Below are 25,615 nucleotides of genomic sequence, written 5' to 3' on the forward strand. Positions count from 1 at the left end.
ACACGATGAAAACAGCATGGGTTTGCCTGTTGGCCCTCCTGATGACGCTGCCGCTGCGAGCTGAGCAGATGCAGGCTCTCGGTCCCTGGCAGGTTCACTACAACGCCTTCAACTCCAGCTTCCTCACTCCTGAGGTCGCCAAGGCTTATGGCTTGGAGCGCAGCCGTTACAACGGCATCCTCAACATTGCGGTGCAGGACAAGAACGGCAAGGCGCTGGCGGCGGGCCTGACCGGTGAGGCCAAGAACCTGACTGGCACCCTTCGCACCCTCAGCTTCCAGCAAGTGAAGGAGGGGGATGCCATCTACTATCTGGCCGTGCTGCCTTATCGCAATGAAGACACCTACCAGTTCACCATCAATATCATGGCGGACGGTCGGCAGGAAACACTCAAGTTCCAGCAGACCTTCTACGTGGACTGACCCGCTGGCCACAGATGACGGACAACAAAAGGGGCATCAGCTGATGCCCCTTTTTCTATCATGCTCCTGCCATCAAGGTTCGGGATCGACGAACTGCAGCTCGGGGGAGTGGGAGGTGAGCACATCGGCGCAGTAGTCCCAGGTCGAGATACGGTAGTGCTGAATGTCATCATCCAGATGCAGGCCATCGGATTCCTGATGGAACCAGCTGGCAAAGCGCGACGGCGTGATGAGCTGGATCTGCTCTTCGATGCTGTGACTCTCTTTCCCCTCCGCCAGATCGCAATCCTCCATCACCCGCACCGCCAGGATATGGCGAAAGTGCACGCGGCACAGGATCAGAGGAGGCAAGTCGATACTGCGCGCGCGGCCAAGCACCACGGTCAAGGAGTCACCCCAAATATCTTGATGCAGTTCGGCAACCACAAGACCCGGGGGAAGTTGACGGGACGGAGCCCAGGGGACGGCAACCTGCCGAATGGCGTTTTTCTGTTCCATCGTCTACCTCCACTACAGCGAGCTGTATAACTTGAGTGTATCCGAAACGAAAAGCGGTGACAGCGGGAAGAAAAAACCCGGCGAGCGCCGGGTTTTGGGAGATTACTTGACGGCGTCTTTGAGCGCCTTGCCGGCCACAAAGGAGGGCACGTTCGCGGCAGCAATCTGGATCTCTTTACCGGTTTGCGGGTTGCGACCGGTACGGCCAGCGCGATGGTTCACCTTGAAGGTACCAAAACCTACCAACTGGACTGCATCACCTTCTTTCAGGCTCTGGGTGATACCGTTGATGATCTCTTCCAGGGCCACTTTAGCCTGAGCTTTGCTCAGATCCGCTTTGGCGGCAATTGCATCGACAAGTTGAGCTTTGTTCATAACATTTCCTTTATGATCGGGCATTTAGCACTTGGTCACTCTATGCAAAAAAAAAGACTCAGGCAAAGGCTTTATCCAGACGGCGGACTCAAATGCTGGGCTTTTCATCAAGAAGTGCGAAAAAAGTCACAGATCCAGCCAGGGTACGGCTTATTCTGACCACAGCAGCACCAAAGATGAGCAGACCATGGAAGGTGCTTGTCACAGTCCCCCCGGATGAGGTAACAATATCCTTACATTGAGGTTGAGCTTAGATCTACTTTCCTGATGGCCGTTGCTGTCGTCACTCAGGAGGCCGGAGCCAGAGTGCTCCCAGCTAATGCCCCATGGAGGGACTATGTTAACTGAACTGGAAAAGACCAAAGACGCGCTGGCAGGAAAGCACAAGGCGATCGATGACTGGCTCGAGGCGAGGCAGGCCCTGCTGGTTGAATATATCCGTCTTGCCGGGCTCAGCCCTTCACGCAGCAAACAGCAGCGCTGCCTGCCCGGTTGTCCCGAACTGCAGCAATTTTGCGAACAGCTCGTCGACTATGTCAGTGCCGGCCACTTCGAGATTTATCACCATGTGGTCAACGCCTTCGAGCAAGCCAGTGGCGACAGCCTGGAGCTAGCCAAACGAATCTACCCTCATATTCGCAGCTGCACCGAATTTGCCCTCGAGTTCAACGACAAATACAGTGATGCCGACGAAGCCCAGCTCCTGAGTCTGGATGAGGATCTCAACAAGCTGGGACCGGTACTGGAAGACAGGTTCAAGTACGAAGACAGGTTGATCTCCGCCCTGCAGGTGGTCGAAACCCTGAGCTCTCAACCCGATTGAGTCGCAATATCGGAGCCAGCGCAAATTCAAGAGAGGTTGAGTGGATTACACTCAGGCGCGGGATACCACAAGGCAGGAATTGATAATGACAGAGCGTCGCCGCTTCTCACGCGTACTCTATGCGGCCCAGGCCAGCCTGAGTCAGGGCTCACAGACCTGGACGACCCAGTTGGTCGATGTCTCCCTGCAGGGGGCCTTGCTGGAACGTCCCAGCGTCTGGCATCCCGGCGAGGATCTAGACTATCGACTCAGTTTTACCTTGGCCGACAGTGACATCATGCTGACCATGGAAGTCGAACTGAGTCATGAGGATGACCATCGCCTCGGCTTTTACTGCCACCATATCGACATCGACAGCGCCAGCCACCTCAAGCGCATGATCGAACTCAATGTGGGAGACGAAGCCCTGCTCCATCGAGAGCTGGAGCAGTTGCTGGCCGAGCACCTCGCGCATCCCCACCCCTGACCGGCGTCTCGCGCCGCTGGGATCAATCACCCGCCATTCAGATGAAAAAAGGGCGCCTGCGCCCTTTTTTCATCGCCCCACTCTCGCTCAGAGCGCCTCCAGCGCATCCGCCAGCTTCTTGACCGGCACCACTTCCATCCCCTCGATAGGGTGCTTGGGCGCATTGGCAAAGGGCACTATGGCGCGGCGAAAACCGTGTTTGACCGCCTCTTGCAACCGCTCCTGACCCGAGGGTACCGGACGAATTTCCCCAGAGAGCCCCACCTCGCCGAACACCACCAGATCCTTGGGGAGAGCCTGATCGCGAAAACTCGACACCATGGCCAGTAGCAGGGCCAGATCCGCACTGGTCTCCTCGACCTTGACGCCGCCCACCACGTTGATGAAGACGTCCTGATCCGCCATCTGCAAACCGCCATGACGGTGCAACACCGCCAGCAGCATGGCGAGACGGTTGTGATCCATGCCCACGGCCACCCGGCGCGGGTTGGAGAGCTGGGAGTAATCCACCAGCGCCTGCAGCTCCACCAGCAGCGGCCTTGTGCCCTCCCAGATCACCATGACGATAGAGCCAGGTGCCTGCTCCTCACCCCGACTCAGGAAGATGGCGGAAGGGTTGCTCACCTCCTTCATCCCCTGCCCCGTCATGGCGAACACCCCGAGTTCATTGACGGCACCGAAGCGGTTCTTGTGGGAGCGCAGGGTGCGAAAACGCGAGTCGTGGCCACCATCGAGCATGATGGAGCAGTCGATGCAGTGTTCGAGCACCTTGGGACCCGCCAGAGTGCCATCTTTGGTGACATGACCCACCATGAAGATGGCCACGTGATTCTGCTTGGCGTAGCGGGTCAGCAGGGCTGCGGATTCCCGCACCTGGGAGACCGAACCGGGCGCGGATTGCACGTCCGCCACATGCATCACCTGGATGGAGTCGATGACCATCAACTGGGGCTGCTCCTGCTGGGCGATGAGGCAGATCTGCTCGACGCTGGTCTCCGACAACATGCGCAGCTTGTCGGTGGGCAACCCCAGGCGACTGGCCCGCATCGCGACCTGCTGCAGGGACTCTTCCCCGGTCACATAGAGGGTCTTCATCCGCTCGGCCAGCCCGCACATGACTTGCAGCAGCAGGGTCGACTTGCCCGCCCCGGGGCTGCCGCCGATCAATACCGCCGATCCCGGCACCACGCCGCTCCCCAACACCCGATCCAGCTCCTTGAAACCTGTACTGAAACGGGGGATCTCGGTGGTGGCGATCTCGGCCAGGGTCTGTACCTTGCTGCCGATGGCACCGGCATAGCCGCCGTAGCGAGCCCCTGCGCCCGGGGTCGCGGTACCAAGACGCACCTCTGTGATGGTGTTCCACTCCTTGCACTCGCCGCACTGGCCCTGCCAGCGGCTGAAGGCGGCGCCACACTCGGAGCAGACGTAAGCTGTTTTATTTTTGGCCATGGATAACTCGGGGACAGGATGAATGCCTGCTTGATATACTCGGTTCAGCCCGACAGATCAAACCCGGAACCGGAAAATTGACTTTCCGTAGCAGGAACACATGGACCTAGCCGAACAACAACCACTCATCGATCAACTCATTACCCTGCAGCGGGAAGCCGATTTTGAAGAGATCTTCTTGCGTCTCACCGCCGAACAGAGCAGCAATACCCGCTTTCTCCTGAAGATGGAACTCAACCGACGCGGCGCCGACAGTCGCCGGGTGCTCGACATGCGCCCCGACTGGCCGCAGGCCTGCCGGGTATTCGAGTTTGCCGGGGTTACCCACTTCATGCCCGATGAGGCCATCGCCCAGTTCCAGTCCCACTGCTATCTCTACCGGGATCGTTACACCCTGGGGGTCTATGAGGCGATGCAGGCGTGGCAGCGCAGGGCCCACAACCGGAGCCTGCCCCCGAGCCAGCATCAGCCGGGTCAGCTGCGCCAACTCGATGTCAACCTCATCACCTTCGCCAGCTACGTCGGACGCAGCCAGGACAGGATGCACTTCAGCTCCCCCCTGGAACTGGCGTTGGTCAACGGTGAGCGAGTCAATGCCAAGAGCTCGGATCTCTCCATCGGCGGCATCCGGGTCTCAGTGCCCTATCTGCCGCGCTTCGAATCTGGGGACAAGGTCCAGGTGTTTTTCCATGGCCTGGACAAGGAGTCCTCCCACCCCAGCCTCGCCAAAGGGGTGGGTTATCGCATCCTGGGTCAGGAGAGCCGTGATGACAGATATTGGCTGCGGCTGATCCGCGAGGGGGATAATGCGCGCTTCGATGAGTACCTGGCTCGCTTCATTGAGAGCAACAAGGGCCGTTATAGAGTCAGCGTGGATCACCTGCTGTCGGCGGCCATCATCAAGGGTTACGAGCAGTTCTTCCTGCCACGGATGAGCGGCTTGCCGCTCTTCTTCAGCAAAGAGAGTCCCGGTGAGGCGCCACGGCTCGAGGTGGTGCTCAAGAGCGAGAACAACCTGCACCTGCTCGAATATTGGCGCGACGAGAAGAATCAAGGGACCCTGGCGGGCCTGTTTCCCCCCCGTCGTCTGAACGCTCTGCTGCCCAGTGGCGATGAGTGCCGCGAGACTCTGATCTACAGCTTCACCCACGCGGTGCGCAGCCACCTCTATTTCTTCTCCGCCACCGCCGAGGAGCTGGCCGAAAGCGGGCTGCGCGACCTCTTCTTTCAAGTGGCGGCCAAGAGACCCAGCTTCCGGGTTTACAAATTCTCCCTCGACCCCTGTACCCTGACCGAGGCCGACATCAGTAGCCTGCCGACCCAGGAGATCCCCCTGAGCCAGGACAAGCTGCTGCGCACCCGGTTAGAGCGGCTCGGCTATGTCGGGCTATTACAGGAGATCCCGAGCGAACCGGTGCGGGATGAATACCTGGCTCAACCCCAGCATCAACACAATGCCAATGCCTTGCAGCGCTTCGGCCACGAGCCAAACCCGGCCCTCTTCGAGGTGGAGACCCTGCACTATGTCCAGCTCAGGCGCGAGGCTCGCTACCTGCACAAGACTGCGGTCGCCCTGCGCCTGGATGAGCAAGCCTGTGTCGGCTGGACCCGCGATATCTCGGCCCACGGCATGCAAGTCGAGCTGGAGAGCCCCTTCCCCGGCAGCAAGGGTGATCTGGTCACTGTCTCCCTGCCCAGGCTGCAACCCCTCACCAAGAACCTGGATCTGCAGACCCTGCGCTATCGGCTGGTCAACCTCAATCAGAGCCGTACTGTGCTGCACCTCTGCATCGAGGGGGAACCCGAGCGCCACAGTGGTCGCCAGTTTTTCAGCCTGCTGATCGAGAGCAACCGCACCAAGCTGAAAACCGCACAGGGGCTGCGTCGGTATCGTGGCCTGGCCCGGGCCCTGCGCAACATTTACAGCCACCACGTGTTCAGCAACCCCATCTATATCAACAAGGGCAAAAACAGCATCAAACCCGCGACCCTGGCGCTGGCCCCTCGGCCCCGCTCCCTGGCTCGCCTGCTGCAAGCCTGCGCCGAGGCCCCCGAGCAGGGCAATCTCTACCCCCTGCTCCAGGGCGATCTGCTGCGCCAGCTGATGCTGGATCCCCTGCGCGCCATGGCGCGGGAAGATTTGCCCAGGGAGGTCGAGATCTATATCAGCTGGCAGCGGCTGGCCAATGGCGCCCCCCAGTTCCACAGTGTGGCGGCCAGCACCCTGGTCGACATTGGGGCCAAGCGGGACTTTATTCGCCATGCCAGGCTCAAGGGAGAGTTCTACTCGGTGCAGATGGGGCTGTCGCGCACCGGCCGACCGGACACCAACTTCATCGCCAGCGAGCTGGACTACATCGCCAAGTTCGCCATTCATAAAGCCAAGCGGCTGGAGGACGAGCTGTGGAGCGTGGTCGGAGTCGGCGAGCTGACCGATACCACCCAGGCTACCCTGCTGCGCCTAGGGCTGGAACCCGCCAAGCCCTGAGGGAGCCGGGGCAGGTGGCCCGCTTTCGATGATGAGATAACAAGACGCGGATCAGCTGGCTGATCCGCGTCTTGTCAGGTGGCCCCTGGGATCTCTTCTGTCAATTCACGTGCGCCACTTAGCTGGCCGCCGGGTGACTCAGCCAGCGGAGGATCTCGGGGAAGTGATCGTCGATGGCCTGGGGCGCCGTCAACATGTTGATGTGGTCGTAATCGAGCCGATTTCCCCTGTCCCGGCCAAGGCGGGTATGACGGGGCCGGGCTCGGACGCCCAGTTCAGCGCCGAAACGATGCACATCCTCGGGGTGACCCAGCACCCGATCCGCCTTGGCCGAGATGAGCCAGAGCGGCGGCCAAGGGACCCGCTCGGCGGCCTCATCATAGGCAAAGCCATCATAAGGATCCTGCCAGGGGCCGCACTTGACCCAGGGGATCGTCTCCTCCAGGTAGCGCAGCGGCTCATCGTCGGCACCTATCTTCAACTTGCGGGCAGCCAGAAAACCCTGGCGGCGCGCCAGCCAGGGCGCGAGCCGGTTCCAGATTAGATCCACCTTCAGCCAGCGCTCGGGGCTCTGCACCGAGACCCCCCGCTTGCTGCCAAAGAACAGCAGGCTGGCTATCCCTGCAGCCAAGTCGGGAAACCGCACCAGGGTCGAGGCCATCAAGACCCCCCCCCAGGAGTGCGCCACCCAGTGCACCTTGTGACCGGGGTGACGGGCCGCTATCCAGGCCTGCAGAGTGGGCAGATCCTCGGTGATCAGTTCATGCTGACCATGATCCTGCACCTTGGCGATACTGGGCTCACTCTGGCCACGGCCTCGCAAGTCGGCCACATAGACCTGATAACCGTGCCGGGCCAGGAAGCAAGCCAACCCCTTGCCCGATTCGGTATAGAAGATGCGACCATTCTCGATGGCCCCATGGACCATGAGCACAGGCTCGGCCTGGCTAACCAGCGTGGGGCCTATCTGGCGCAGGTGCAGCCTGTGCGCCCCGCATGCGACGTAATGAGAGTCTTGCAGCAGTTCCATCATGACATCCTCCCTGGTGTGGACTCAGCCATCCCAGCGTGTCGTGGCGCAGGCGCGAGCCCCCAGCAGGCAGATGACCCCCTCCAGGTCGTGATGATCCAGGCTGGCGCTCGCCTGGGCACGCACCAGAGGCTTGGCGTGGATGGCAATGCCGAGTCCGGCGACCGCCATCATGTTGAGATCGTTGGCGCCATCCCCCACCGCCACCGTCTGGGCCGTGGCGATACCGCGTTCGGTGGCGAGCTGGCTGAGCACCCGGGCCTTGGCCTGCGCATCCACAATGGCTCCGGCTACCTGACCGGTCAGATGACCATTCGCGACCTCCAGCTCGTTGGCGAAAATAGCGTCCAGACCCAGAGCCCCTTGCAACTCGCCGGCGAAGCGGGTAAAGCCGCCCGATGCGATGGCCAGGGTCCAACCCGCCTGCTTGAGGGTATCGACCATCAGTTTGAGCCCCGGCATCCAGGGCATGTTCACGGCGACCTCATCCAGTATGCTGACCGGGGCACCAGCCAGCAGCGCCACCCGGCTGCGCAGGCTGTCGGCAAACTCCAGCTTGCCCTGCATGGCGGCGGCGGTCACCGCAGCCACCTGCTCCCCCACTCCGGCCAGGCGGGCAATCTCGTCGATGCACTCCATCTGTATGGCGGTGGAGTCCATGTCCATCACCAGCAGGCCCGGTTCGCTCAAGGTCGGCAAGGTTTCCAGATGACAGATGTCTATGGTCCAGGTTTCCTGTCGGATGACGTCGGCCAGGGCGGTGGAGAAGCTGTCGGTACCGATCAACAACAAGGGCACACCGGCAATGCGGGTCACAGGATAGAGGCAGGCAGGCACCCCCTCCAGGGCCAGCAGGGGCGCCAGTTGCTGCAGGTGGCGGGCGCCAAGATCATGGCCGAACAGTACCAGCCAGCCCCCCGTCAAGGGATGGCGAGTGCCAACCAGGCTATCGAGACGCAGCTCCCACAGGGGAAAAGAGGCAAGCTGGGCTGCCCAATCGGTGGGGGCTTGAGGTAAGTGGGACAACAACATGAGCAAAAAACCTTCCTTGGATGTCGGGGAGATAAGCAGTGCGGGCCAGAGTAGCGTATTGCTTTTTATACAGGCAAGCGCCAAGATCCCGCCAGCACCCGCAATCAGGAGAGCCCCTTGCGTCATATGCCAGTCAAACGTCTGCTGAGTCTCGGCGCCGGTATCGCCCTCGGCGCCTGGGTCCTGGCACTGCTGATCCACATGCAAAGTGCCAGCCAGGCTGCCCTGCATGACGAGGCCCGCACCCGGGCCCAGGCTCTGGTCAGCTATGCCAGCCGCGACATGCGCCGCTGGCTGAAGGAGGACAACGAGAACGAACTGGAGCGCCTCGCCGAGGAGCTGGCGCAATCCCCCGAGATCCTTGATGTTACCCTCTATGATGCTCGTGGCGTGCCACTGGCCCAATCGGATCAAGCCCTGCCTATCGACAGCCTGCTCCCCATAGGCACGGATAACGCGACGCAACCCAAGCAGGGCAAGGGGCGCTTGCCCTATGTCGAGGAGATCCTCGACGGTGACAAGACCCTCGGCTACCTGAGGATCACCCTGGAAGAGCAGCAGATGCTGGCCAAGCAAGACAACCAGCTCAAGGTCAATCAGGAGAAACAGCGGCTGATGCTGCTGGTGATGCTGCTGGCGGGATTGCTCATCTCCTACGGGGTGCGTCGCAACTACATGCGGGTCCGCAAGCACAAGAAGAGATCGGTGCAGAGCCAGTCCTCCGCCGACAACGCCCCGCCGCCCGGCATCGAATAAGGCGCCGTTCGCGAAACCCGTTGAGCTTGTTATTACCCCCGGCGGTTCGAGTAGCTGATCGAGCAGAGTATCGAGTCGCTTGGTTCCGCCGTCGTCGCTGAAGCGCTCGTTGACGAAGTGACGCTCCACCATCACTTCATGCCGCAGTGCCTTGACCAGCCTGTCCAGCCATTTGCGCCGCATCGGCGTCCAACTGTGCTGCGCCTAGATCATCTCCATCCCAACGTGCATTGATTGAATCTCTAGCGCCACCGAAGGCGGTATCCCATAGCCCTTCACTTCTCAGGTTTGTCCATCTGATTCTGGTCACGTTAAGGTGTTCAGGGGTAGCTTGGGACAGGAGCAAACGAATTTTTCACGCCTTTCCAGCCGGTTTTGGGTGTGATCTCGATTAGTGGTTTATGTTTTCGGTATGAAACGCCCGCATTGAATGCATTGAGATACAACATTTGTGGAAATCATCAGGCAAGAGGCGCATCAGCCACTCCAGCAGAAGGAAGCAAGATCATGAAGCAACCCCTATTTCACCGTAGCGCGTTGGCGGCCCTGATCGCCCTCAGCACGGTATTGGCGGCATGCAAAGAGGAGCCCCCCCCCGTCGCGCAAAGCGTCCAGCCCAGCGCGGCCGCCAGCACAGCCAGCGCTGCGGTCGCACCGCAAGCGCAGCCTCAGCCGATTAACACACAAGCATCGAAATATACCCCAGAGGCGCTCGAGACCCTGCTTGCGCCCGTAGCCCTTTACCCTGATGCGGTATTGGCTCAGGTGCTGGCCAGCGCCACCAATCCGCAAGAGGTGCTCGATGCCGGCAACTGGCTGGTCGCCCACCCCGATCTCAAGGGGAAAGAGCTGACCGCCGCCATTGCGCCGCTGGGCTTTACGCCGCCCACCATGTCGCTGATGCACTTCCCAACCGTCATGGACATGATGTGCCTGAAGATGGAGTGGACGACTGAGCTGGGCAGCGCCTTCCTGGCCGATGAACCGGGCGTGCTGGCAGCCGTTCAGCGCCTGCGTCAACAGGCGATGGAGGTGGGCAACCTGAAAGACTCGGAACAAATGAAAGTGGCCAAGGATGAGCAGAACAATCAGCAGATCGTCACCATTGCGCCTGCCAACCCTGACGTCGTTTACGTCCCGCAATACGACCCAACCGCCGTCTATAGCGCGCCAGCTGCCGGGCCGACCTCAGCACCGGTGACCACAGCAACCACGACAACGACCGTGCCTGCGGCAACGACCACGACAGTGGTAGAAAATGATGATGACGAGGATGAGTACGACCGCGGTGATATGGTCGTGACGGGCTTGCTCGCCTTTGGTGCGGGCATGTTGGTCAACGAGGTCTTCAACGACGATGATGATGAGGGAGATTATTACCCGCGGTGGGGATCCGATTATCCCGGCGGTTACGCTCCCTATCGTTATAACCCCAACTATGGCAATGGTTTTCGTCCCGCCAATGGCTACAACCGTCCGGCCAACTATCAGCGGGGATCCAACAACAATATTTATATCAATGCCAAGGGGAACGATTACTTCAACAAGTTTGAGCGCGGCCCCAATAACTACCTGCGCCAAGCCGACAGCCCCATCACAGCGGCGCGCCCCCAGCGTGCTGAGCTGGCTACCCTGGAGCCACGCTCGCTGAATAACGAGGCTGGGGGCCGACGAGATGCCACACCTAAGGGGACTTATGCGGGGGCCAATCGCCAACCTAAAAACGAATACGCCGGCGCACCACGCGCAGTCAATGAGGTGAACAGGGAGGCTCGCGCAACAGCGCCGAAGGGGAGCTATGCGGGAGCCAATCGCCAGCCCAAAAGCGAAAACGCCAAGGCGACACGCGACGCTAGACAGGTGAGCAGGGAGGCGAATGTGGCCCAACGCACGCCGCGCCAGGGCAACTACGCAGGAGACAAGGTCAAGCGGCAGCAAATCACGCCACAGACCGCAGGAGCCCGTGATCGCGGCTATGTCCAAGCACGCGCCACTCACCACAAGAGCACGGCGCAGACTGCAACACGCAGAGCACCTGCGGCCTCCACCTCAAGGAGTGCCTTCCAAGGGGTGCATAATACGGGCAGAACCGAGCGCGCCGCCAGCCAGCGTGGGCGTGAAAGTGTGGCTAGTAGCGCGCATGCCGGGCGCAACACTCAACCCAGACGGAGTACGCGATAATGAAGCGTTTGTTGAAATGGAGTTGGGCCCCCTCATGGGGGTTGGCCCTGCTGGCCCTGACCGTTGCCAGCAATGCAAGCGCCATGGCACCGCGCACCTTCGCCACCCCGGATGAGGCGGTACAGGCCCTGATCACGGCCCTGGACAGGAACGATGTCACCGCACTGACGCTGTTGCTCGGCGAAAATAGTGAGGAGGCCATCACCTCGGGGGATGAGGTGGCCGATGCCAATGATCGCACCGCCTTCGTCGCGAGCTTCAAGAGCAAGCACCAACTGGTGGCCGAAGGTAAGGATAAAATGCTGCTGGTCGTGGGGGAGTCGGAATGGCCACTGCCCATCCCCCTCGTGGCCGCAGATGGCAAGTGGTATCTCGATGGCGCAGCAGGTGCCAAAGAGATCGCCTATCGCCGCATCGGTCGGAATGAGTTGGGGGCGATTGCGGTGTGCCGTGGCTTTATCGACGCGCAGATAGAGTACGCCGCCATGGGGCATGATGGCCAGACAGCGGGGATCTTTGCGGCAAAACTACGCAGTGATGCAGGGCAACAAAATGGACTCTATTGGCCTGTGGCCGAGGGGGAACCAGCAAGCCCGGCCGGAGAGGAGGTCGTCAGTGCCGCGGCAGAGGGCTATAAGGCCGTGGTCGGTCAACGCACTCCCTATCATGGCTACTACTACCGTATCTTGTATGCCCAGGGAGCCGCAGCCAATGGGGGCAGTAAAGAGTACTTTGTCGAAGGGCAATTAAGAGACGGTGTTGCCCTGATCGCCTGGCCGGCCGACTATGCCAACAGCGGGGTGATGACCTTCATGGTGAATCACGAGGGGCGGGTTTATCAAAAGGATCTGGGGGCAGACACGGCAACGGCCGCTGAGGCAGTTCAGCTGTTCGATCCCGATAAGAGCTGGTCGCTGGTGGTTAGCAAAGAGGGTGATTAGGGCGCTTTATCTACTATCGGATCTTGGCAAATAGGATGGGCCCAGAGCGGTGTGATTGAGAGCACAGGAGATGATGCGGGGCCTTTTGGCCCCGCTTTGCGCTCTGGCGTTTAGGCCAGCCAGTCTCGTCATCGGCCAACAGAAATAGCATTGCTGTTGTCGATCAGCGGATCAATATCATAAAAAAACGGCGACCCTGAGGTCGCCGTTTTGCATGGAGCCGAAGCCGCGGGATCAGTCACCCAGCAGCACGGAGTCCAGCGCGATTTCGATCATGTCGTTGAAGGTCAGCTGACGCTCTTCGGAGGTAGTCTGCTCACCGGTACGGATGTGATCGGAGACGGTACAGATGGTCAGTGCCTTGGCACCGTACTCTGCGGCCACGCCGTAGATACCAGCGGCCTCCATCTCGACACCCAGGATGCCGTATTTTTCCATGACGTCGAACATGGAAGGATCCGGGGTGTAGAACAGATCGGCGGAGAAGATGTTACCCACGCGCACCGGTACGCCCTTATTCTTGGCGGCTTGCACGGCATTGGCTACCAGGTCGAAGTCGGCGATGGCGGCAAAGTCGTGATCCTTGAAGCGCAGACGGTTGACCTTGGAATCGGTGCAAGCACCCATGCCGATCACCACGTCACGCAGTTTCACATCTTCACGCACGGCGCCACAGGAACCGACACGGATAATGGTCTTCACGCCATAGTCCTTGATGAGCTCGGTGGCGTAAATGGAGCAGGACGGGATGCCCATGCCGTGACCCATGACGGAGATGCGACGGCCCTTGTAGGTGCCGGTGAAGCCGAGCATGCTGCGCACGTCACATACCTGCTCGACGTTCTCCAGGAAGGTTTCGGCGATGTACTTGGCGCGCAGGGGATCCCCTGGCATCAGTACTGTGTCAGCAAAGGCGCCATCTTTCGCATTGATATGAGGAGTTGCCATTCTCTTGATTCCTTCACACTAGGTTGAGTTTTATTGTCTTTATTGGTTGCCCGCCACCGAGGCGGCGGGCGCGTAAATTACAGGAAGCAGATACCCTGCTGCACCCTGGGCAGGCCATGCAGGATCAGCCCCACGGCCCGGCCCAGGGGCAGCATCACAGGAAGCTGGTGCCGTATTGCAGCTTGGGCAGACCGTGGTAGGCCGCGATGCTCTGACCGATGTCGGCGAAGGTCTCACGACGACCGACACTGCCCGCCTTGACCGGCTTGCCGTAGAACAGCACCGGAATGTATTCACGGGTGTGGTCGGTGCCGCCCCAGGTAGGATCGCAGCCGTGGTCAGCGGTCAGCACCACCACATCGCCATCTTGCAGTATCTCGAACAGCTCCGGCAGACGGGCGTCGAAATACTCCAGCGCATCCGCATAACCCTTCACATCACGGCGGTGGCCGTAGGAGGAGTCGAAGTCGACAAAGTTGGTGAAGACGATGGTGTTGTCACCGGCGGCTTTCACCTCTTCCAGGGTTCTGTCCCACAGCTCGGCCAGACCGGTGCCTTTCACCTGCTTGGTGATGCCCTGGTTGGCATAGATGTCGGCTATCTTGCCGATGGAGACCACCTGGCCACCCGCCTCTTTCATGTAGTCCAGCACGGTCGGCGCCGGCGGCAGTACCGAGTAGTCGTGACGGTTGCCGGTACGCTTGAAGTTGCCCTTGCCGCTGCCCACGAACGGACGGGCGATGACCCGACCTATGTTGTAGGGCTCCAGCAGCTCGCGCACTATGTGGCACAGCTCGTAGAGCTTCTCGAGGCCATAGGTCTCTTCGTGACAGGCGATCTGGAACACGGAGTCGGCAGAGGTGTAGAGGATCGGCTTGCCGCTGCGCATGTGCTCCTCGCCCAGATCGTCCAGCACCTGGGTGCCGGAGGCGTGGCAGTTGCCCAGATAACCGGACAGGCCCGCCTTCTCGACGATGGCGTCCAGCAGCTCCTGGGGGAAGCTGTTGTGGTGATCCTTGAAGTAGCCCCACTCGAACAATACGGGCACGCCGGCGATCTCCCAGTGGCCGGACGGGGTGTCCTTGCCGGAGGAGAGCTCCTGAGCGAAGCCGTAGGCACCGACCACCTCGATATCTTTCTTCAAGCCTGCCGGGAAGTAGCCGGAAGCCTGCTCCCCTGCGTGGCCCAGGCCCAGCTTGTTGAGGTTGGGCAGGTTGAGGGCACCACGGCCTTCAATCTCACCGGCGGCGCAGGCCTTGGCGATATGGCCAAGGGTGTTGGCGCCGATATCTCCGAATTTGTCGGCATCGGCGGCGGCACCAATACCGAAAGAGTCCATCATCAGAATAAAGGTACGTTTCATGGGTGTTCCCCCTGTTACAAATCGGCCAGACCGATGCGACGGTAAACCTCGGGCAGTGCCTCTGGCTGGGTGTCGCCGATCTTGATGGCAGCCTGCACCATGCGGGCGGCCTCGGCAAATTGAGCTTCTGTTTGAGCGTGGATCAGGGCAAGCGGCTTGTCAGCCTCGATGCGCTGCCCCAGGCGGATAAAGTCGGTCAGACCAACCGCATAATCGAGCTTGTCACCGGCGGCGCGACGACCACCGCCCATGGCGACCACGGCCAGACCCAGTTCACGGGTATCCATGGCGGTCACGAAACCGGCATGGTCTGCGTACACAGGGCGTACGATGGCAGCCTTGGGCAGGTAGCTGTCGTAACGCTCCATTAAGTCCGCCGGACCACCGAGGCCGGTCACCATGCGACCGAAGATCTCGGCGGCCTTGCCGTTGTCCAGCACCGCCTGCAGCTTGGCACGGGCGTCTTGCTCGTCGCTCGCAAGCTTGGCGGAGATCAGCATCTCCGCACAGAGCGCCATGGTCACTTCGTGGATGCGCGGGTTGCGGTACTCACCGGTCAGGTAGCGCACCGCCTCGCGCACTTCCACGGCGTTGCCTGCACTGGAGGCCAGCACCTGGTTCATGTCGGTCAGCAGGGCGGAGGTGCGGCAACCGGCACCGTTGGCCACGGCCACTATGCTTTTCGCCAGTTCCTCAGATGCTTCAAACGTCGGCATAAAGGCGCCTGAACCGACTTTCACGTCCATCACCAGGGCTTCGAGCCCGGAGGCGAGCTTCTTGGAGAGGATGGAGCCGGTGATCATGGCGATGGATTCGACGGTGGCGGTGATGTCACGCACCGCATAGATGCGCTTGTCAGCCGGGGCCAGATCGCCGGTCTGGCCGATGATAGCCACACCCGCCTCTTTCACCACTTTCAGGAAGCGATCGTTGTCGACCGAGGTCTGGTAGCCGGGGATGGCATCCAGCTTGTCCAGGGTACCGCCGGTGTGGCCCAGGCCACGGCCGGAGATCATCGGCACGAAGCCACCGCAGGCGGCGACCATGGGGCCGAGCATCAAGGAGACCACATCACCCACGCCACCGGTGGAGTGCTTGTCGACGATGGGGCCACCCAGGTTCAGGCTCTCCCAGTTCAGCACCATGCCGGAGTCGCGCATGGCACAGGTCAGGGCGACCCGCTCGTCCATGGTCATGTCTTTGAAGTAGACAGCCATGGCCAGGGCCGCGATCTGGCCTTCACCGATGCTGTTGTTGGTAATGCCCTGGACGAAGAATTGAATCTCCTGGGTAGTGAGCGCTTCACCGTTGCGCTTCTTGCGAATAATTTCTTGAGGCAAAAACATCTTTCATTCCCTCCGCCATTGCAGGCGTCACATAAGCCGTTATCCCTGCCCGCACATGGCTGGGCAGGGGCATAACAGGGCGAGCCGCGCTCGCCCTCTGTGCAACTTAGTAACCGCTGGTATTGGCAGGCTTGTCGCCATGGCCCAGGGTCGCCAGCAGGCTGCCCAGCAAGCTGGAGGCGCCGAAGCGGAAGGTACGCGGGGAGACCCACTCCTTGCCCAGGATCTCTTCGGCCATGGCTAGGTACTGACCGGCCACGGCGGCATCTTTCACGCCACCAGCCGGCTTGAAGCCGACTTTCGGGTTCTTGGCCTTGATCACTTCCATCATGATACGGGCAGCTTCCGGGGTCGCATTAACCGGCACCTTGCCGGTGGAAGTCTTGATGAAGTCGGCACCGGCATCGATGCAGATCTCGGAGGCGCGACGGATCAGCGCTTCTTCTTTCAACTCGCCGGTCTCGATGATCACTTTCAGCAGTGCCTGGTCGCCACAGGCTTCCTTACAAGCTTTGACCAGCTCGAAGCCGACCTGTTCATTGCCAGCCATGAAGGCGCGGTACGGGAACACCACGTCCACCTCATCAGCACCGTAAGCGACGGCAGCGCGGGTCTCGGCCACGGCGATCTCAATGTCGTCGTTGCCATGGGGGAAGTTGGTCACGGTGGCGATGCGCACGTCGGCAGCGCCGATCTCGCGCAGGGTCTTGCGCGCGATGGGAATGAAGCGGGGATAGATACAGACGGCGGCGGTGAGGCCGGCCGGGGACTTGGCCTTGCGGCACAGGTCGACAACCTTCTGATCGGTGTCGTCATCGTTCAGGGTGGTCAGGTCCATCAGGTTCAAGGCGCGTTGGGCAGCCAGTTTCAGATCGGTCATGAAATTCTCCAAAGTCTTTGATTGGGCCCCATGAGGCAAACGAGTCAGCTGCGAAGACGCAGTTGGCCGACAGGTTCCACCCAGCATGCGGGCATGGAAATACAGTGCGACTGCACGGGCAATAGACTGTAAATAAGGCAAGAGCCCTGTCACTTTCTTACAAAAGTGCGGACTTGGTTCCATGAAGACTTGAGAAAGGTCATGCACATCAGACCCTGATTCCCAATCAATTCCATTTGACCGCCAACACCCGATCCCATCGGGCATTAGTCAATGCCAGCACCCTGCTGGCAATGCCTATTTCAGCCGAGATACCCCCTGTTTGCAAGCCGGATTTGCCAATTCCAGAGGTATCTCACACCAGGCAAATCCATCACTTTCTCCTGCTCAGGAGAAGAAGCGAGTCAACACCCAAGAGTAGGCGACACCACCAAGGTAGACTCCTACGATACCCATCACCCCGGATAATACCGGTGGTGCCGGGATCGGCAATTTGAGGAAAGAAAACAACAGGCCGACGATGAAGCCGGCAACCATGGCCAGTAACACTTCGTTCATAGAACCTCCGGTTTGACTCACTTCTTGTGATGAGTTTAGGGAGGAAAACGGTTGTCAGCTCCCCAAATGCGAACGCCACAGCATATGCTGTGGCGTTCGGCTTAAGGCTTGTCAGCCGTACTTAGATCGCGGACAGGGCCAGGAAGAAGCCTGCAATGGTTGCAGACATCAGGTTGGACAGGGAACCTGCCAACACGGCTTTCAGACCGAAGCGCGCAATGTCACCACGACGGTTCGGTGCCATGGAACCCAGACCACCCAGCAAGATAGCCACGGAGGAGAGGTTCGCGAAACCGCACAGGGCGAAGGAGATGATCGCCTTGGTGTGGTCGGACATGGCCACGCCATTGATCAGCACTTCATCCTTCAGGTAAGGAGCAAAGTTCAGATAGGCCACGAACTCGTTCACCACCAGCTTCTGACCGATGAAGGAACCGGCGACGGTCGCTTCGCTCCAAGGCACACCAATCAGGAAGGCCAGCGGGGAGAACAACCAGCCCAGCAGCAGTTCCAGAGAGAGCTGAGGATAGCCGAACCAGCCACCGATCCCGGAGAAGATACCGTTGATCATGGCGATCAAGCCGATGAAGGCCAGCAGCATGGCGCCGACGTTCAGGGCCAGTTGCATACCGGAGGAAGCACCGGCTGCGGCGGCATCGATCACGTTGGCTGGCTTGTCATCCAGGTCGCCATCGGCGCTGTTCTCGTCATAGTTCGGACTCTGGGTCTCAGGCACGATCAACTTGGCGAACAACAGACCACCCGGGGCAGCCATGAAGGAGGCAGCAATCAGGTATTCCATTTTGACGCCCATGGCGGCGTAACCGGCCAGTACGGAACCGGCTACGGAGGCCAGGCCACCACACATGACGGCAAACAGCTCGGAGTCGGTCATCTTGCCGATGAAGGGACGCACCACCAGCGGGGCCTCGGTCTGACCAACGAAAATGTTGGCAGTCGCAGACAGAGATTCAGTACGGGACGTACCCAGCACTTTTTGCAGTCCGCCACCCAGCACCTTGATGACAAGTTGCATGATGCCGAGGTAATAGAGAACGGCAATCAGGGAAGAGAAGAAGATGATGACTGGCAGAACGCGGAAGGCAAATACAAAGCCACCACCACCAAATACTTCAAACATCTTATCGCTGACCAGGCCACCAAACAGGAAATTAATACCATCCTGGCCATAGCTAATGACGCTGGAAACGGCACTGGAGACGCCGACCAGAATATCGCGGCCAACCGGAACATACAGAACGAATGCCCCCAGACCGGCTTGAATAACAAACGCACCTGCCACGGTACGGATGTTGATTGCCTTGCGGTTGCTGGAGAACAGCACCGCGATAAGGATGAGCGTCGCCATCCCTACCAGACCCATGATCAAACTCATTGTTATCTTCCTCGTAGTAGCACCTTCCAACTTGTTAATAAGTTGTGTCCCAAACTTATCAATCAAGGGTGCGCATTATACTAACTGGCTCGCGACAAAGTATAAGGGCGGTCACATTTTGTAAGCATCAAATCGACTAACTGGCGCTAAATTAGACCGCAAACGATTTTTATCCCCGTGCTTTTTCACCCACGAGCATTGCCAGGTTGAATTAATGTTAATTATTTATTTATGGAGATGAAAACTGCGGAATGTGGATTCACACAACACCCTTGCAACATACTCGGCAGGCAAACGTTTTATATTTGCCAATTCATCAAGCACCCTTAATAGAGAGAGTGGCGAATTACGCTCCCCTTGCGCCCCCGACAATGGCATGTCTGGGGAGTCCGTTTCCAGCAATAGAGACTCAAGCGGCATGGCCGCTACCGCCTCTCTGGTTTTATTGGCTCGCTCATAGGTGATGGTACCGCCAATACCCAACTTGAAACCCAGTTGCCAGAAACGCTCAGCCTGATGCAAAGAGCCGCTGAAGGCATGAATGACCCCTCCCCTGGCCGGCTTGTGACGGCGCAATAGCTTGAGCACATCGTCGTTGGCTCGCACCGAATGGACGATGAGGGGGAGATCCATCCCCATGGCCAACCTGATTTGTGCCTCAAACAGGGCTAACTGCCCCTCCTGGACCAGATGGGATCGCCCATCCAGACCGCACTCCCCTATGGCAACCAGACCCGCCGGTCGTGCAGCGGCCAGGGCAGCTAGCTGCGCCATCACATCCTCTGGCTGATCGGCCACGAAGCATGGGTGCACACCGAGAGCGAAGAAGATGTCGGGCTCGCTCGCCGCCAGCGCCATCACCCGGCGCCAGTTGCCGGCACCGATAGCGGGGATGATGAAGCCCGCCACGCCCCGCAGGCGACACTCAGCCAGCAGAGCGGCACGATCCTGATCAAAGTCGGGGAAATCCAGGTGGCTGTGGCTGTCAAACGACCGCATAGAACAGGGCTCGCTATATAAAGAGAAGAAAGGAGGCGGGTTACCGACCCAGTGAGGGACGGAACACTCTTAATCTGAGCTTAGCTCGGGGGATCCCCCCGGCCCAGCAGGCCACAAACGCATGGCCCGGGGAGTCGATTAACCGCCACATGCCGTTCAGCCAGGGCCACTCATGGCGCTGACTGCTTTTCAACCGGCACCGGCTTGGGACAATCGGCTCTGGCCTCCCTGCACTGAGGCGTACAGCAACGGCGATACTCAGGGGATAGGCCCCAGCGCTGACTCCAGGCATCGTAACGGGCCAGCCAACGCAACAAGATAGCTTTCATGATCGGTTCCTTGTCTCTGTCCACTCTTAACACGCCGTTGCCATGCGCTTAACGCCTGGCGCTCCTAAAGAGATGGCGTCATGGCGCATCTGGCAGCAATAAAAGACCCATGCTGATCTCGTCGACATCGTGATCATCCAGTCGATAGGCGTTGCGCCGGATGCCTTCGTCGATAAAACCGCACTTGCGATAGAGCCCATGAGCCGCCTCGTTATGGGCCATCACCCCCAGCTCCAGCCGGCTGATGCCACAACCCGGCGCGGCGGCGATCAGGGTACGTAGCAAACGCTCACCCCACCCCAGGCCCCGCGCACTCGACCGCAACCCCATCACAATCAGGGCGCAGTGTCGATTGCGCCTCAAGCCGCCTCCGATCATCAGCGCAAACCCCTCCACCTCCCCGTCCAGCACCAGCAGCCACATGGCCTGATTGGGGGCCGCCGCCATGGCCTCGAGCCGCTGGCGCTGCCCCTCGATATCGGATGGGCGCTCCCCCGCCTCGAACAGCATGAAACGGGTCTCCCGATCCAGTTGCTGGAAGAAGTGATCCAGGGCGGCGGCGTCTTCCGTCTCGGCCAAACGAATGCTCATCTCAGGCTCCCGGTCCTTTGACCCGCTTGCGGGCGGCCATAAAAAACGACTCCATGTGGAGTCGTTTTTATCAGAGCCATCTGGCTAATTCAAATCATGCCTTGGCCAGTAGGCTCAAGCGTGTGACGGCATCTACCGATATGGCGGGAGGAGGAACATGTCAATCTCTCCGCGCCAATACTCGCTCAATCTTTCGCTGGCAGGCTCAGACGGGCAACTGCTTCCACGTGCATGGAGTGGGGGAACATGTCCACCGGTTGCACCTCGTCCAGCACGAAGCCCTGCTTGACCAGATAGGCGAGATCCCGGGCCAGGGTCTGGGGGTTGCAGGAGACATAGACCAGACGGCGCGGCGCCATGGCGACCAGGGTCTGCAACACCGCCTTGTCACAACCCTTGCGGGGGGGATCCATCACCACCACATCGGCGCTCACGCCCTGGGCGTGCAGCTCGGGCATCAGCTGCTCGGCCTTGCCCACGTGGAATTCGGTGTGCTCTATGCCATTGAGGGCCGCGTTGCGGCGGGCATCGCTGATGGCGCTCTCCACCGATTCAATGCCCACCACCTTGGCGGCCTTGCCAGCCAGGAACAGGGAGATGGTGCCTATGCCGCAGTAGATGTCGAACACAGTCTCGTTGCCGGTCAGCTCGCTGTATTCGAGCGCCTTGGAGTAGAGCACATCGGTCTGGCTCGGGTTGTTCTGGAAGAAGGAGAGCGGCGAGATCTCGAACGCGAGTTCGTGGATCTTGTCGCGGATCACCCCTCCCCCCAGCAGCACCCGGTTGCTCGTTCCCAGGATGCGGTTGGTGCGCTCGTCATTGATGTTCTGCACCAGGGTGGTGATGGGCAGATCGCTTAAGATAGCCAGCAGTTCGGCCTCGAAGGGCAGCGCCTCACCCAGGGTCACCAGCACCACCATCAGCTCGCCGCTCTTGAAGCCCTTGCGGGTCATCAGGTTGCGCACGCAGCCGGTGTGGGCCACCTCGTCATAGGCGGCGATATCGTGCGCGCGCATCCAGCCACGCACCCGGGCGTTGAGTTCCACGTGCAGGGAGTCCTGCACCGCGCAGTCGTCGGCGGTGATGAGTGTGTGGGAGTGCTTGCGGTAGAAGCCTATTTCGGCGCCGGCCTCGCTGCCACGCACGGCGTACTGCGCCTTGTTGCGATAGGCGAACGGGCTGTCCATGCCGAGGATGGGATTGACCTGAGTCGTCAGCCCAACCTGATCCAGTGCACTCTGCACCAGGGATTGTTTCAGCTTGAGCTGGGCCGGATAGGCCAGCGGCCTGACCTGGCAGCCGCCACACTCGGTATTGGGGCAGAAATCGGCGACCCTGTCGGCGGAAGCCTGGGTCAGCTCGACCAGCTTGCCGTGCAGATAGTTCGGCTTGACCTCGGTCAGCTCGACCAGCGCCTGCTCACCGGGCAGCAGACCCTCGACGAACAGGGGGCGATCGAACAGGCGACCCTTGCCATCCCCTTTGTCGGTCAGTTCCAGAATATCGATCTGATGTTGGTGTCCCACTAACGGCATGAGCGGCTCCGAAGGCATAGAAGAAAGGGTGGAAGCAGGGCTGGCCCGGCTACCCCGAATAAAGGGTGGCAGAGTTTAGCGGAGATCCGGCCAAATTGCAGGCATAAAACGTTGCCATAGCGGAAATAGCCAAAGGAAAACCCGGCCAGATCGCCAGACATAAAACGCGGCCATAGCTGAGCGGTGAACCGGCCAGATCGCCAGGCATAAAGCAGCGCCATCAGCAAACGCTGGGCCGAGCTGCGGCCCCTTGGCGGCCATAAAAAAGCCGCCGGATAGGACCGGCGGCGGCATGGAGATCCTGTGACTTGATGTTTTTACTGGCTGTAGGCCTTCTCGCCATGGCTGGTGACATCCAGCCCTTCGCGCTCCGCATCCTCTTTTACCCGCAGCCCGATGGTCATATCCACCAGCTTGTAGGCCAGGAAGGCGACGACACCGGACCAGAGGATGGTCACGCCAACCCCTATGGCCTGGATCTTGACCTGGGTCAGGATGGAGTAATCTGGCGCCACCTGATTGGTGACATAGTCCCACACCCCGGTACCGCCCAGATCCGGGCTGGCGAAGACACCGGTCAAGAGCGCCCCCAGGATGCCGCACACCCCGTGCAGGCCAAACACATCCAGGCTGTCATCGGCACCCAGCAGTCGCTTGAGGCCATGTACACCCCAGAGGCCAGCGACCCCGCTCAGCAACCCCATGATGAGGGCGCCGCCCACACCGACAAAACCGGCGGCCGGGGTGATCACAACGAGTCCGGCAACGGCACCAGAGGCCGCACCCAGCAAGGAGGGACGGCCCTTCATCAGCCACTCGGCCAGGGTCCAGGAGAGCGCCGCTGCCGCCGGGGCCAGCCAGGTGTTGATAAAGGCCAGCGCGGCCGTGCCATTGGCCTCAAGGGCAGAGCCTGCGTTGAAACCAAACCAGCCAAACCAGAGCAGGGAGACCCCGATCATGGTCATGGTGAGGCTATGGGGGGTCATGGCGTCACGGCCATAACCAAGGCGTTTGCCGACCATGAAGGCCCCGACCAACCCGGCCACGGCCGCGTTGATGTGCACCACTGTGCCGCCAGCGAAATCGAGGTCCCCATGCTGGAACAGGTAACCCGCGGTGGCGGTGGCAGCGCTGGCGGCTTCAAGAGTGGTATAAGCGTCAGGACCTGCCCAGTACCACACCATGTGCGCCAGCGGGATGTAGGAGAAGGTGAACCAGAGCACGGAAAACAGCAGCACCGCGGCAAACTTGATGCGCTCGGCGAAGGCCCCCACGATCAGACCGCAGGTGATGGCTGCGAAGGCCCCCTGGAACACGACATAGATGAATTCGCTGATGCCCACTCCCTTGCTGAAGGTGGCAGCGATGGAGTCAGGGGTCACCCCTTTGAGCAGCAGTTTGTCGAAGGAGCCATAGAAGCTGTTGCCCTCGGTGAAGGCGAGCGAGTAGCCATACACCACCCACAACACACAAATAAGGGAAAACAGGGCAAATACCTGCATCAACACGCTCAACATGTTCTTGCTGCGCACCAATCCACCGTAAAACAGTGCCAGGCCCGGGATCGACATCAGGATCACCAGCGCCGCCGACAGCAGCATCCAGACATTATCCCCTTTGTTGATGGTCATGGCAGCGACTGGGGCTGTGGCCACGACCGCATCCTGTGCCCAGCTTGGGGCGGCCAGCAAGGCGGTCAACGCCAGCGGGCCTGTCATCATGAATCTCTTGAGCATATCGCCATCTCCTTCCCTGTCTTTCCTGCACCGGATCGGTTCGCCTTGCTGATGAACATGTGGATCCGGTGGCTCATATAAAACATACCCGGCCATCCCTTCCATCGCCGTCTTGACTGCTGTGCCCTTATTGGTGCGGCAACATGGCAAGCTGATGGACGGAAGCATAAAACAGGCCAGTTAATAAACTTCTTTACTATCAGTGCATTAAAAAGATAAAGAGAAATACTAGCACCATGATGGTGCGCTGGGCGCGCCAACCCATTCAGGATTGCACCTCGACCGGGCAGCATCCGGGGATGCACTTAAATGGCGCAAGCCTTGGCTACGGGCGCCGGGAGGACCAGGGGAACCCAGTCGCACTGGCTACGAGGGGAAAAGACCAGGCGGGCTTGACGCCCACTCAGCAGCCACGGGGCATGGCTGCGGGGAGGCGGCACTGTCCGCTTGTGACGTGGAGGCTCTGTTGACTGCCGGGGGTTTGTTGACTGCGAAAGAGAGCGCCTCTGGCGTGGTTGCATGGCGTAAGCCAGAAGAGGCATCACAGATGAAGACACAAGATCAAACCTGGCGTCAGGGCAGCCTGCCGCCAGACATCCCGCTGTCGATGCCCATCGCCAGGACCCCGCAACGGGATCCAGAAAAACAAAAGGCCATCCGCGAGGATGGCCTTTTATCACTGAATTCTGGAATGGTGCCCGGGGTCGGACTCGAACCGACACGTCTTGCAACGGCGGATTTTGAATCCGCTGCGTCTACCGATTTCGCCACCCGGGCAACTGCGAGGGATTATACGAATGGCGCTTCGGCATGCAAGGGGTTTTTCGTATCCCTCTTCTCGTTTGCTCATTTATTCAACGCCTTGCCGTTGATCGCCCAGTTACTTAGAATGCCCTCAACTTTTTAATGGAAACGTCCCCCATGGCCAAGCGCAAGACAGTTCAACCCCCCCAGGCAACGCCCCCTGTGCATACGCACCCTTCCGCCGGGTTGTTGCGCCGCCTCGGTGCCCTGCTCTATGACTACCTGGTGGTCATCTCGCTGCTGGTGATCGCCGGCTTTCTCGGCATGGGGGTCGCCCAACTGCTGCTCGCGACCGGTCTGGCGACCCTTCCCGAAGGCAAGGATGCCAGCTGGCTGCTCACCAGCCCCCTCTACAGTGCCTGGCTGGCGCTGGTGATCTGTGGCTTCTATGTCTGGTTCTGGACCCGGGCCGGTCAAACCATCGGCATGCGCGCCTGGCGGTTGCGCATCCAGAATGTGGACGGCAGCAATATCCGCATCACCCAGGCCATTATTCGGCTGGCCACCGCCGCCTTTGGCCTGGGCAACCTGATGTGTCTGTTTGACCGCCATCGCCCCAAGGCATTCCAGGACATCTGGGCAGAGTGCGAAGTGATAGTGCTGAGCAAGCAAGAGAACCTGAACATGCTTAATAAATAGGAATGGTCAGATGAAGAAAGGGCACCC

At 60.0% G+C, this 25,615-nt stretch carries 24 protein-coding genes and 1 tRNA gene; 8 read left to right on the forward strand and 17 right to left on the reverse strand.

The window, feature by feature from the left end:
- Positions 1–5: 5 nt before the first annotated feature.
- Positions 6–422, forward strand: coding sequence for a DUF4426 domain-containing protein (locus BN1130_RS09100; RefSeq protein WP_042041605.1), 417 nt, complete (start codon positions 6–8; stop codon positions 420–422).
- Positions 423–494: 72 nt separating this feature from the next.
- Here BN1130_RS09100 and BN1130_RS09105 read toward each other — a convergent pair whose 3' ends face one another.
- Together BN1130_RS09105 and hupA are read right to left on the reverse strand one after the other, a co-directional pair.
- Positions 495–920: a hypothetical protein gene (locus BN1130_RS09105; protein WP_042041606.1), complete on the reverse strand. Its 426-nt coding sequence runs from the start codon at positions 918–920 to the stop codon at positions 495–497.
- Between the two features lie 102 nt (positions 921–1,022).
- Complete coding sequence (hupA, locus tag BN1130_RS09110; protein WP_005305063.1) at positions 1,023–1,295, reverse strand: nucleoid-associated protein HU-alpha; 273 nt, start codon at positions 1,293–1,295, stop codon at positions 1,023–1,025.
- A gap of 337 nt (positions 1,296–1,632) precedes the next feature.
- Between hupA and BN1130_RS09115 the strand changes: the two genes are divergently transcribed.
- A complete protein-coding gene (locus BN1130_RS09115; protein ID WP_042041607.1) occupies positions 1,633–2,118 on the forward strand; it encodes an Rsd/AlgQ family anti-sigma factor in 486 nt (161 codons plus the stop codon).
- Between the two features lie 85 nt (positions 2,119–2,203).
- Complete coding sequence (locus tag BN1130_RS09120) at positions 2,204–2,584, forward strand: PilZ domain-containing protein (protein WP_042041608.1); 381 nt, start codon at positions 2,204–2,206, stop codon at positions 2,582–2,584.
- An 87-nt stretch (positions 2,585–2,671) separates the two neighbouring features.
- Here BN1130_RS09120 and radA read toward each other — a convergent pair whose 3' ends face one another.
- On the reverse strand, positions 2,672–4,036 hold the full coding sequence (radA, locus tag BN1130_RS09125) for a DNA repair protein RadA (RefSeq protein WP_042041609.1): 1,365 nt from the start codon (positions 4,034–4,036) through the stop codon (positions 2,672–2,674).
- 100 nt (positions 4,037–4,136) lie between these two features.
- Here radA and BN1130_RS09130 point away from each other — a divergent pair, with 100 nt between their 5' ends.
- A complete protein-coding gene (locus tag BN1130_RS09130) occupies positions 4,137–6,524 on the forward strand; it encodes a PilZ domain-containing protein (protein ID WP_042041611.1) in 2,388 nt (795 codons plus the stop codon).
- Positions 6,525–6,642: 118 nt separating this feature from the next.
- On the opposite strand, the gene BN1130_RS09135 is transcribed toward BN1130_RS09130, so the two are convergent.
- Both BN1130_RS09135 and serB read right to left on the reverse strand, forming a co-directional pair.
- Entirely contained in the window at positions 6,643–7,554 is a 912-nt protein-coding gene (locus BN1130_RS09135; RefSeq protein WP_042041930.1) for an alpha/beta fold hydrolase, read from the reverse strand.
- A 24-nt stretch (positions 7,555–7,578) separates the two neighbouring features.
- Positions 7,579–8,586 (reverse strand): phosphoserine phosphatase SerB, encoded by a 1,008-nt coding sequence (gene serB, locus BN1130_RS09140; protein ID WP_042041931.1) that lies wholly within the window; start codon positions 8,584–8,586, stop codon positions 7,579–7,581.
- A gap of 117 nt (positions 8,587–8,703) precedes the next feature.
- Here serB and BN1130_RS09145 point away from each other — a divergent pair, with 117 nt between their 5' ends.
- The 3 genes from BN1130_RS09145 (at position 8,704) to BN1130_RS09155 (ending at position 12,464) form a co-directional block, all read left to right on the forward strand.
- Complete coding sequence (locus BN1130_RS09145; protein WP_042041612.1) at positions 8,704–9,342, forward strand: AhpA/YtjB family protein; 639 nt, start codon at positions 8,704–8,706, stop codon at positions 9,340–9,342.
- Positions 9,343–9,849: 507 nt separating this feature from the next.
- On the forward strand, positions 9,850–11,523 hold the full coding sequence (locus BN1130_RS09150; protein WP_042041613.1) for a DUF3300 domain-containing protein: 1,674 nt from the start codon (positions 9,850–9,852) through the stop codon (positions 11,521–11,523).
- Complete coding sequence (locus tag BN1130_RS09155; protein ID WP_042041614.1) at positions 11,523–12,464, forward strand: DUF2950 domain-containing protein; 942 nt, start codon at positions 11,523–11,525, stop codon at positions 12,462–12,464. Before BN1130_RS09150 ends, BN1130_RS09155 begins: the two co-directional genes overlap by 1 nt.
- Before the next feature lie 234 nt (positions 12,465–12,698).
- Here BN1130_RS09155 and deoD read toward each other — a convergent pair whose 3' ends face one another.
- From deoD to BN1130_RS09210, 12 genes are all read right to left on the reverse strand, one after another.
- Positions 12,699–13,412 (reverse strand): purine-nucleoside phosphorylase, encoded by a 714-nt coding sequence (deoD, locus tag BN1130_RS09160; protein WP_042041615.1) that lies wholly within the window; start codon positions 13,410–13,412, stop codon positions 12,699–12,701.
- Positions 13,413–13,566: 154 nt separating this feature from the next.
- The gene (locus BN1130_RS09165; protein ID WP_042041617.1) at positions 13,567–14,775 is read right to left on the reverse strand and encodes a phosphopentomutase; all 1,209 of its coding nucleotides are present in this window, start codon (positions 14,773–14,775) and stop codon (positions 13,567–13,569) included.
- Positions 14,776–14,789: 14 nt separating this feature from the next.
- Positions 14,790–16,121 carry a thymidine phosphorylase gene (deoA, locus tag BN1130_RS09170; RefSeq protein WP_042041619.1) on the reverse strand — a complete coding sequence of 444 codons (1,332 nt, stop codon included), beginning with the start codon at positions 16,119–16,121 and terminating at the stop codon, positions 14,790–14,792.
- 106 nt (positions 16,122–16,227) lie between these two features.
- Entirely contained in the window at positions 16,228–17,001 is a 774-nt protein-coding gene (gene deoC / locus BN1130_RS09175) for a deoxyribose-phosphate aldolase (RefSeq protein ID WP_042041621.1), read from the reverse strand.
- Positions 17,002–17,388: 387 nt separating this feature from the next.
- The gene (locus tag BN1130_RS09180; protein WP_042041623.1) at positions 17,389–17,559 is read right to left on the reverse strand and encodes a XapX domain-containing protein; all 171 of its coding nucleotides are present in this window, start codon (positions 17,557–17,559) and stop codon (positions 17,389–17,391) included.
- A gap of 121 nt (positions 17,560–17,680) precedes the next feature.
- Positions 17,681–18,955, reverse strand: coding sequence for a NupC/NupG family nucleoside CNT transporter (locus BN1130_RS09185; RefSeq protein WP_042041624.1), 1,275 nt, complete (start codon positions 18,953–18,955; stop codon positions 17,681–17,683).
- A gap of 225 nt (positions 18,956–19,180) precedes the next feature.
- Positions 19,181–19,954 carry a TatD family hydrolase gene (locus BN1130_RS09190; RefSeq protein WP_042041625.1) on the reverse strand — a complete coding sequence of 258 codons (774 nt, stop codon included), beginning with the start codon at positions 19,952–19,954 and terminating at the stop codon, positions 19,181–19,183.
- Between the two features lie 170 nt (positions 19,955–20,124).
- A complete protein-coding gene (locus BN1130_RS23295) occupies positions 20,125–20,283 on the reverse strand; it encodes a DUF5363 family protein (RefSeq protein WP_503089934.1) in 159 nt (52 codons plus the stop codon).
- Between the two features lie 78 nt (positions 20,284–20,361).
- Positions 20,362–20,874 (reverse strand): GNAT family N-acetyltransferase, encoded by a 513-nt coding sequence (locus BN1130_RS09195; RefSeq protein WP_042041627.1) that lies wholly within the window; start codon positions 20,872–20,874, stop codon positions 20,362–20,364.
- Positions 20,875–21,059: 185 nt separating this feature from the next.
- Positions 21,060–22,409: a 23S rRNA (uracil(1939)-C(5))-methyltransferase RlmD gene (gene rlmD, locus BN1130_RS09200; protein WP_042041628.1), complete on the reverse strand. Its 1,350-nt coding sequence runs from the start codon at positions 22,407–22,409 to the stop codon at positions 21,060–21,062.
- Positions 22,410–22,726: 317 nt separating this feature from the next.
- Positions 22,727–24,145: an ammonium transporter gene (gene amt, locus BN1130_RS09205; RefSeq protein WP_042041629.1), complete on the reverse strand. Its 1,419-nt coding sequence runs from the start codon at positions 24,143–24,145 to the stop codon at positions 22,727–22,729.
- 692 nt (positions 24,146–24,837) lie between these two features.
- Positions 24,838–24,922 (reverse strand) — tRNA-Leu (locus tag BN1130_RS09210).
- Between the two features lie 144 nt (positions 24,923–25,066).
- Here BN1130_RS09210 and BN1130_RS09215 point away from each other — a divergent pair.
- Positions 25,067–25,588: an RDD family protein gene (locus tag BN1130_RS09215; protein ID WP_042041631.1), complete on the forward strand. Its 522-nt coding sequence runs from the start codon at positions 25,067–25,069 to the stop codon at positions 25,586–25,588.
- The last annotated feature ends 27 nt before the right edge of the window (positions 25,589–25,615 follow it).

The organism is Aeromonas rivuli, assembly GCF_000820045.1.
Classification (GTDB): domain Bacteria; phylum Pseudomonadota; class Gammaproteobacteria; order Enterobacterales; family Aeromonadaceae; genus Aeromonas; species Aeromonas rivuli.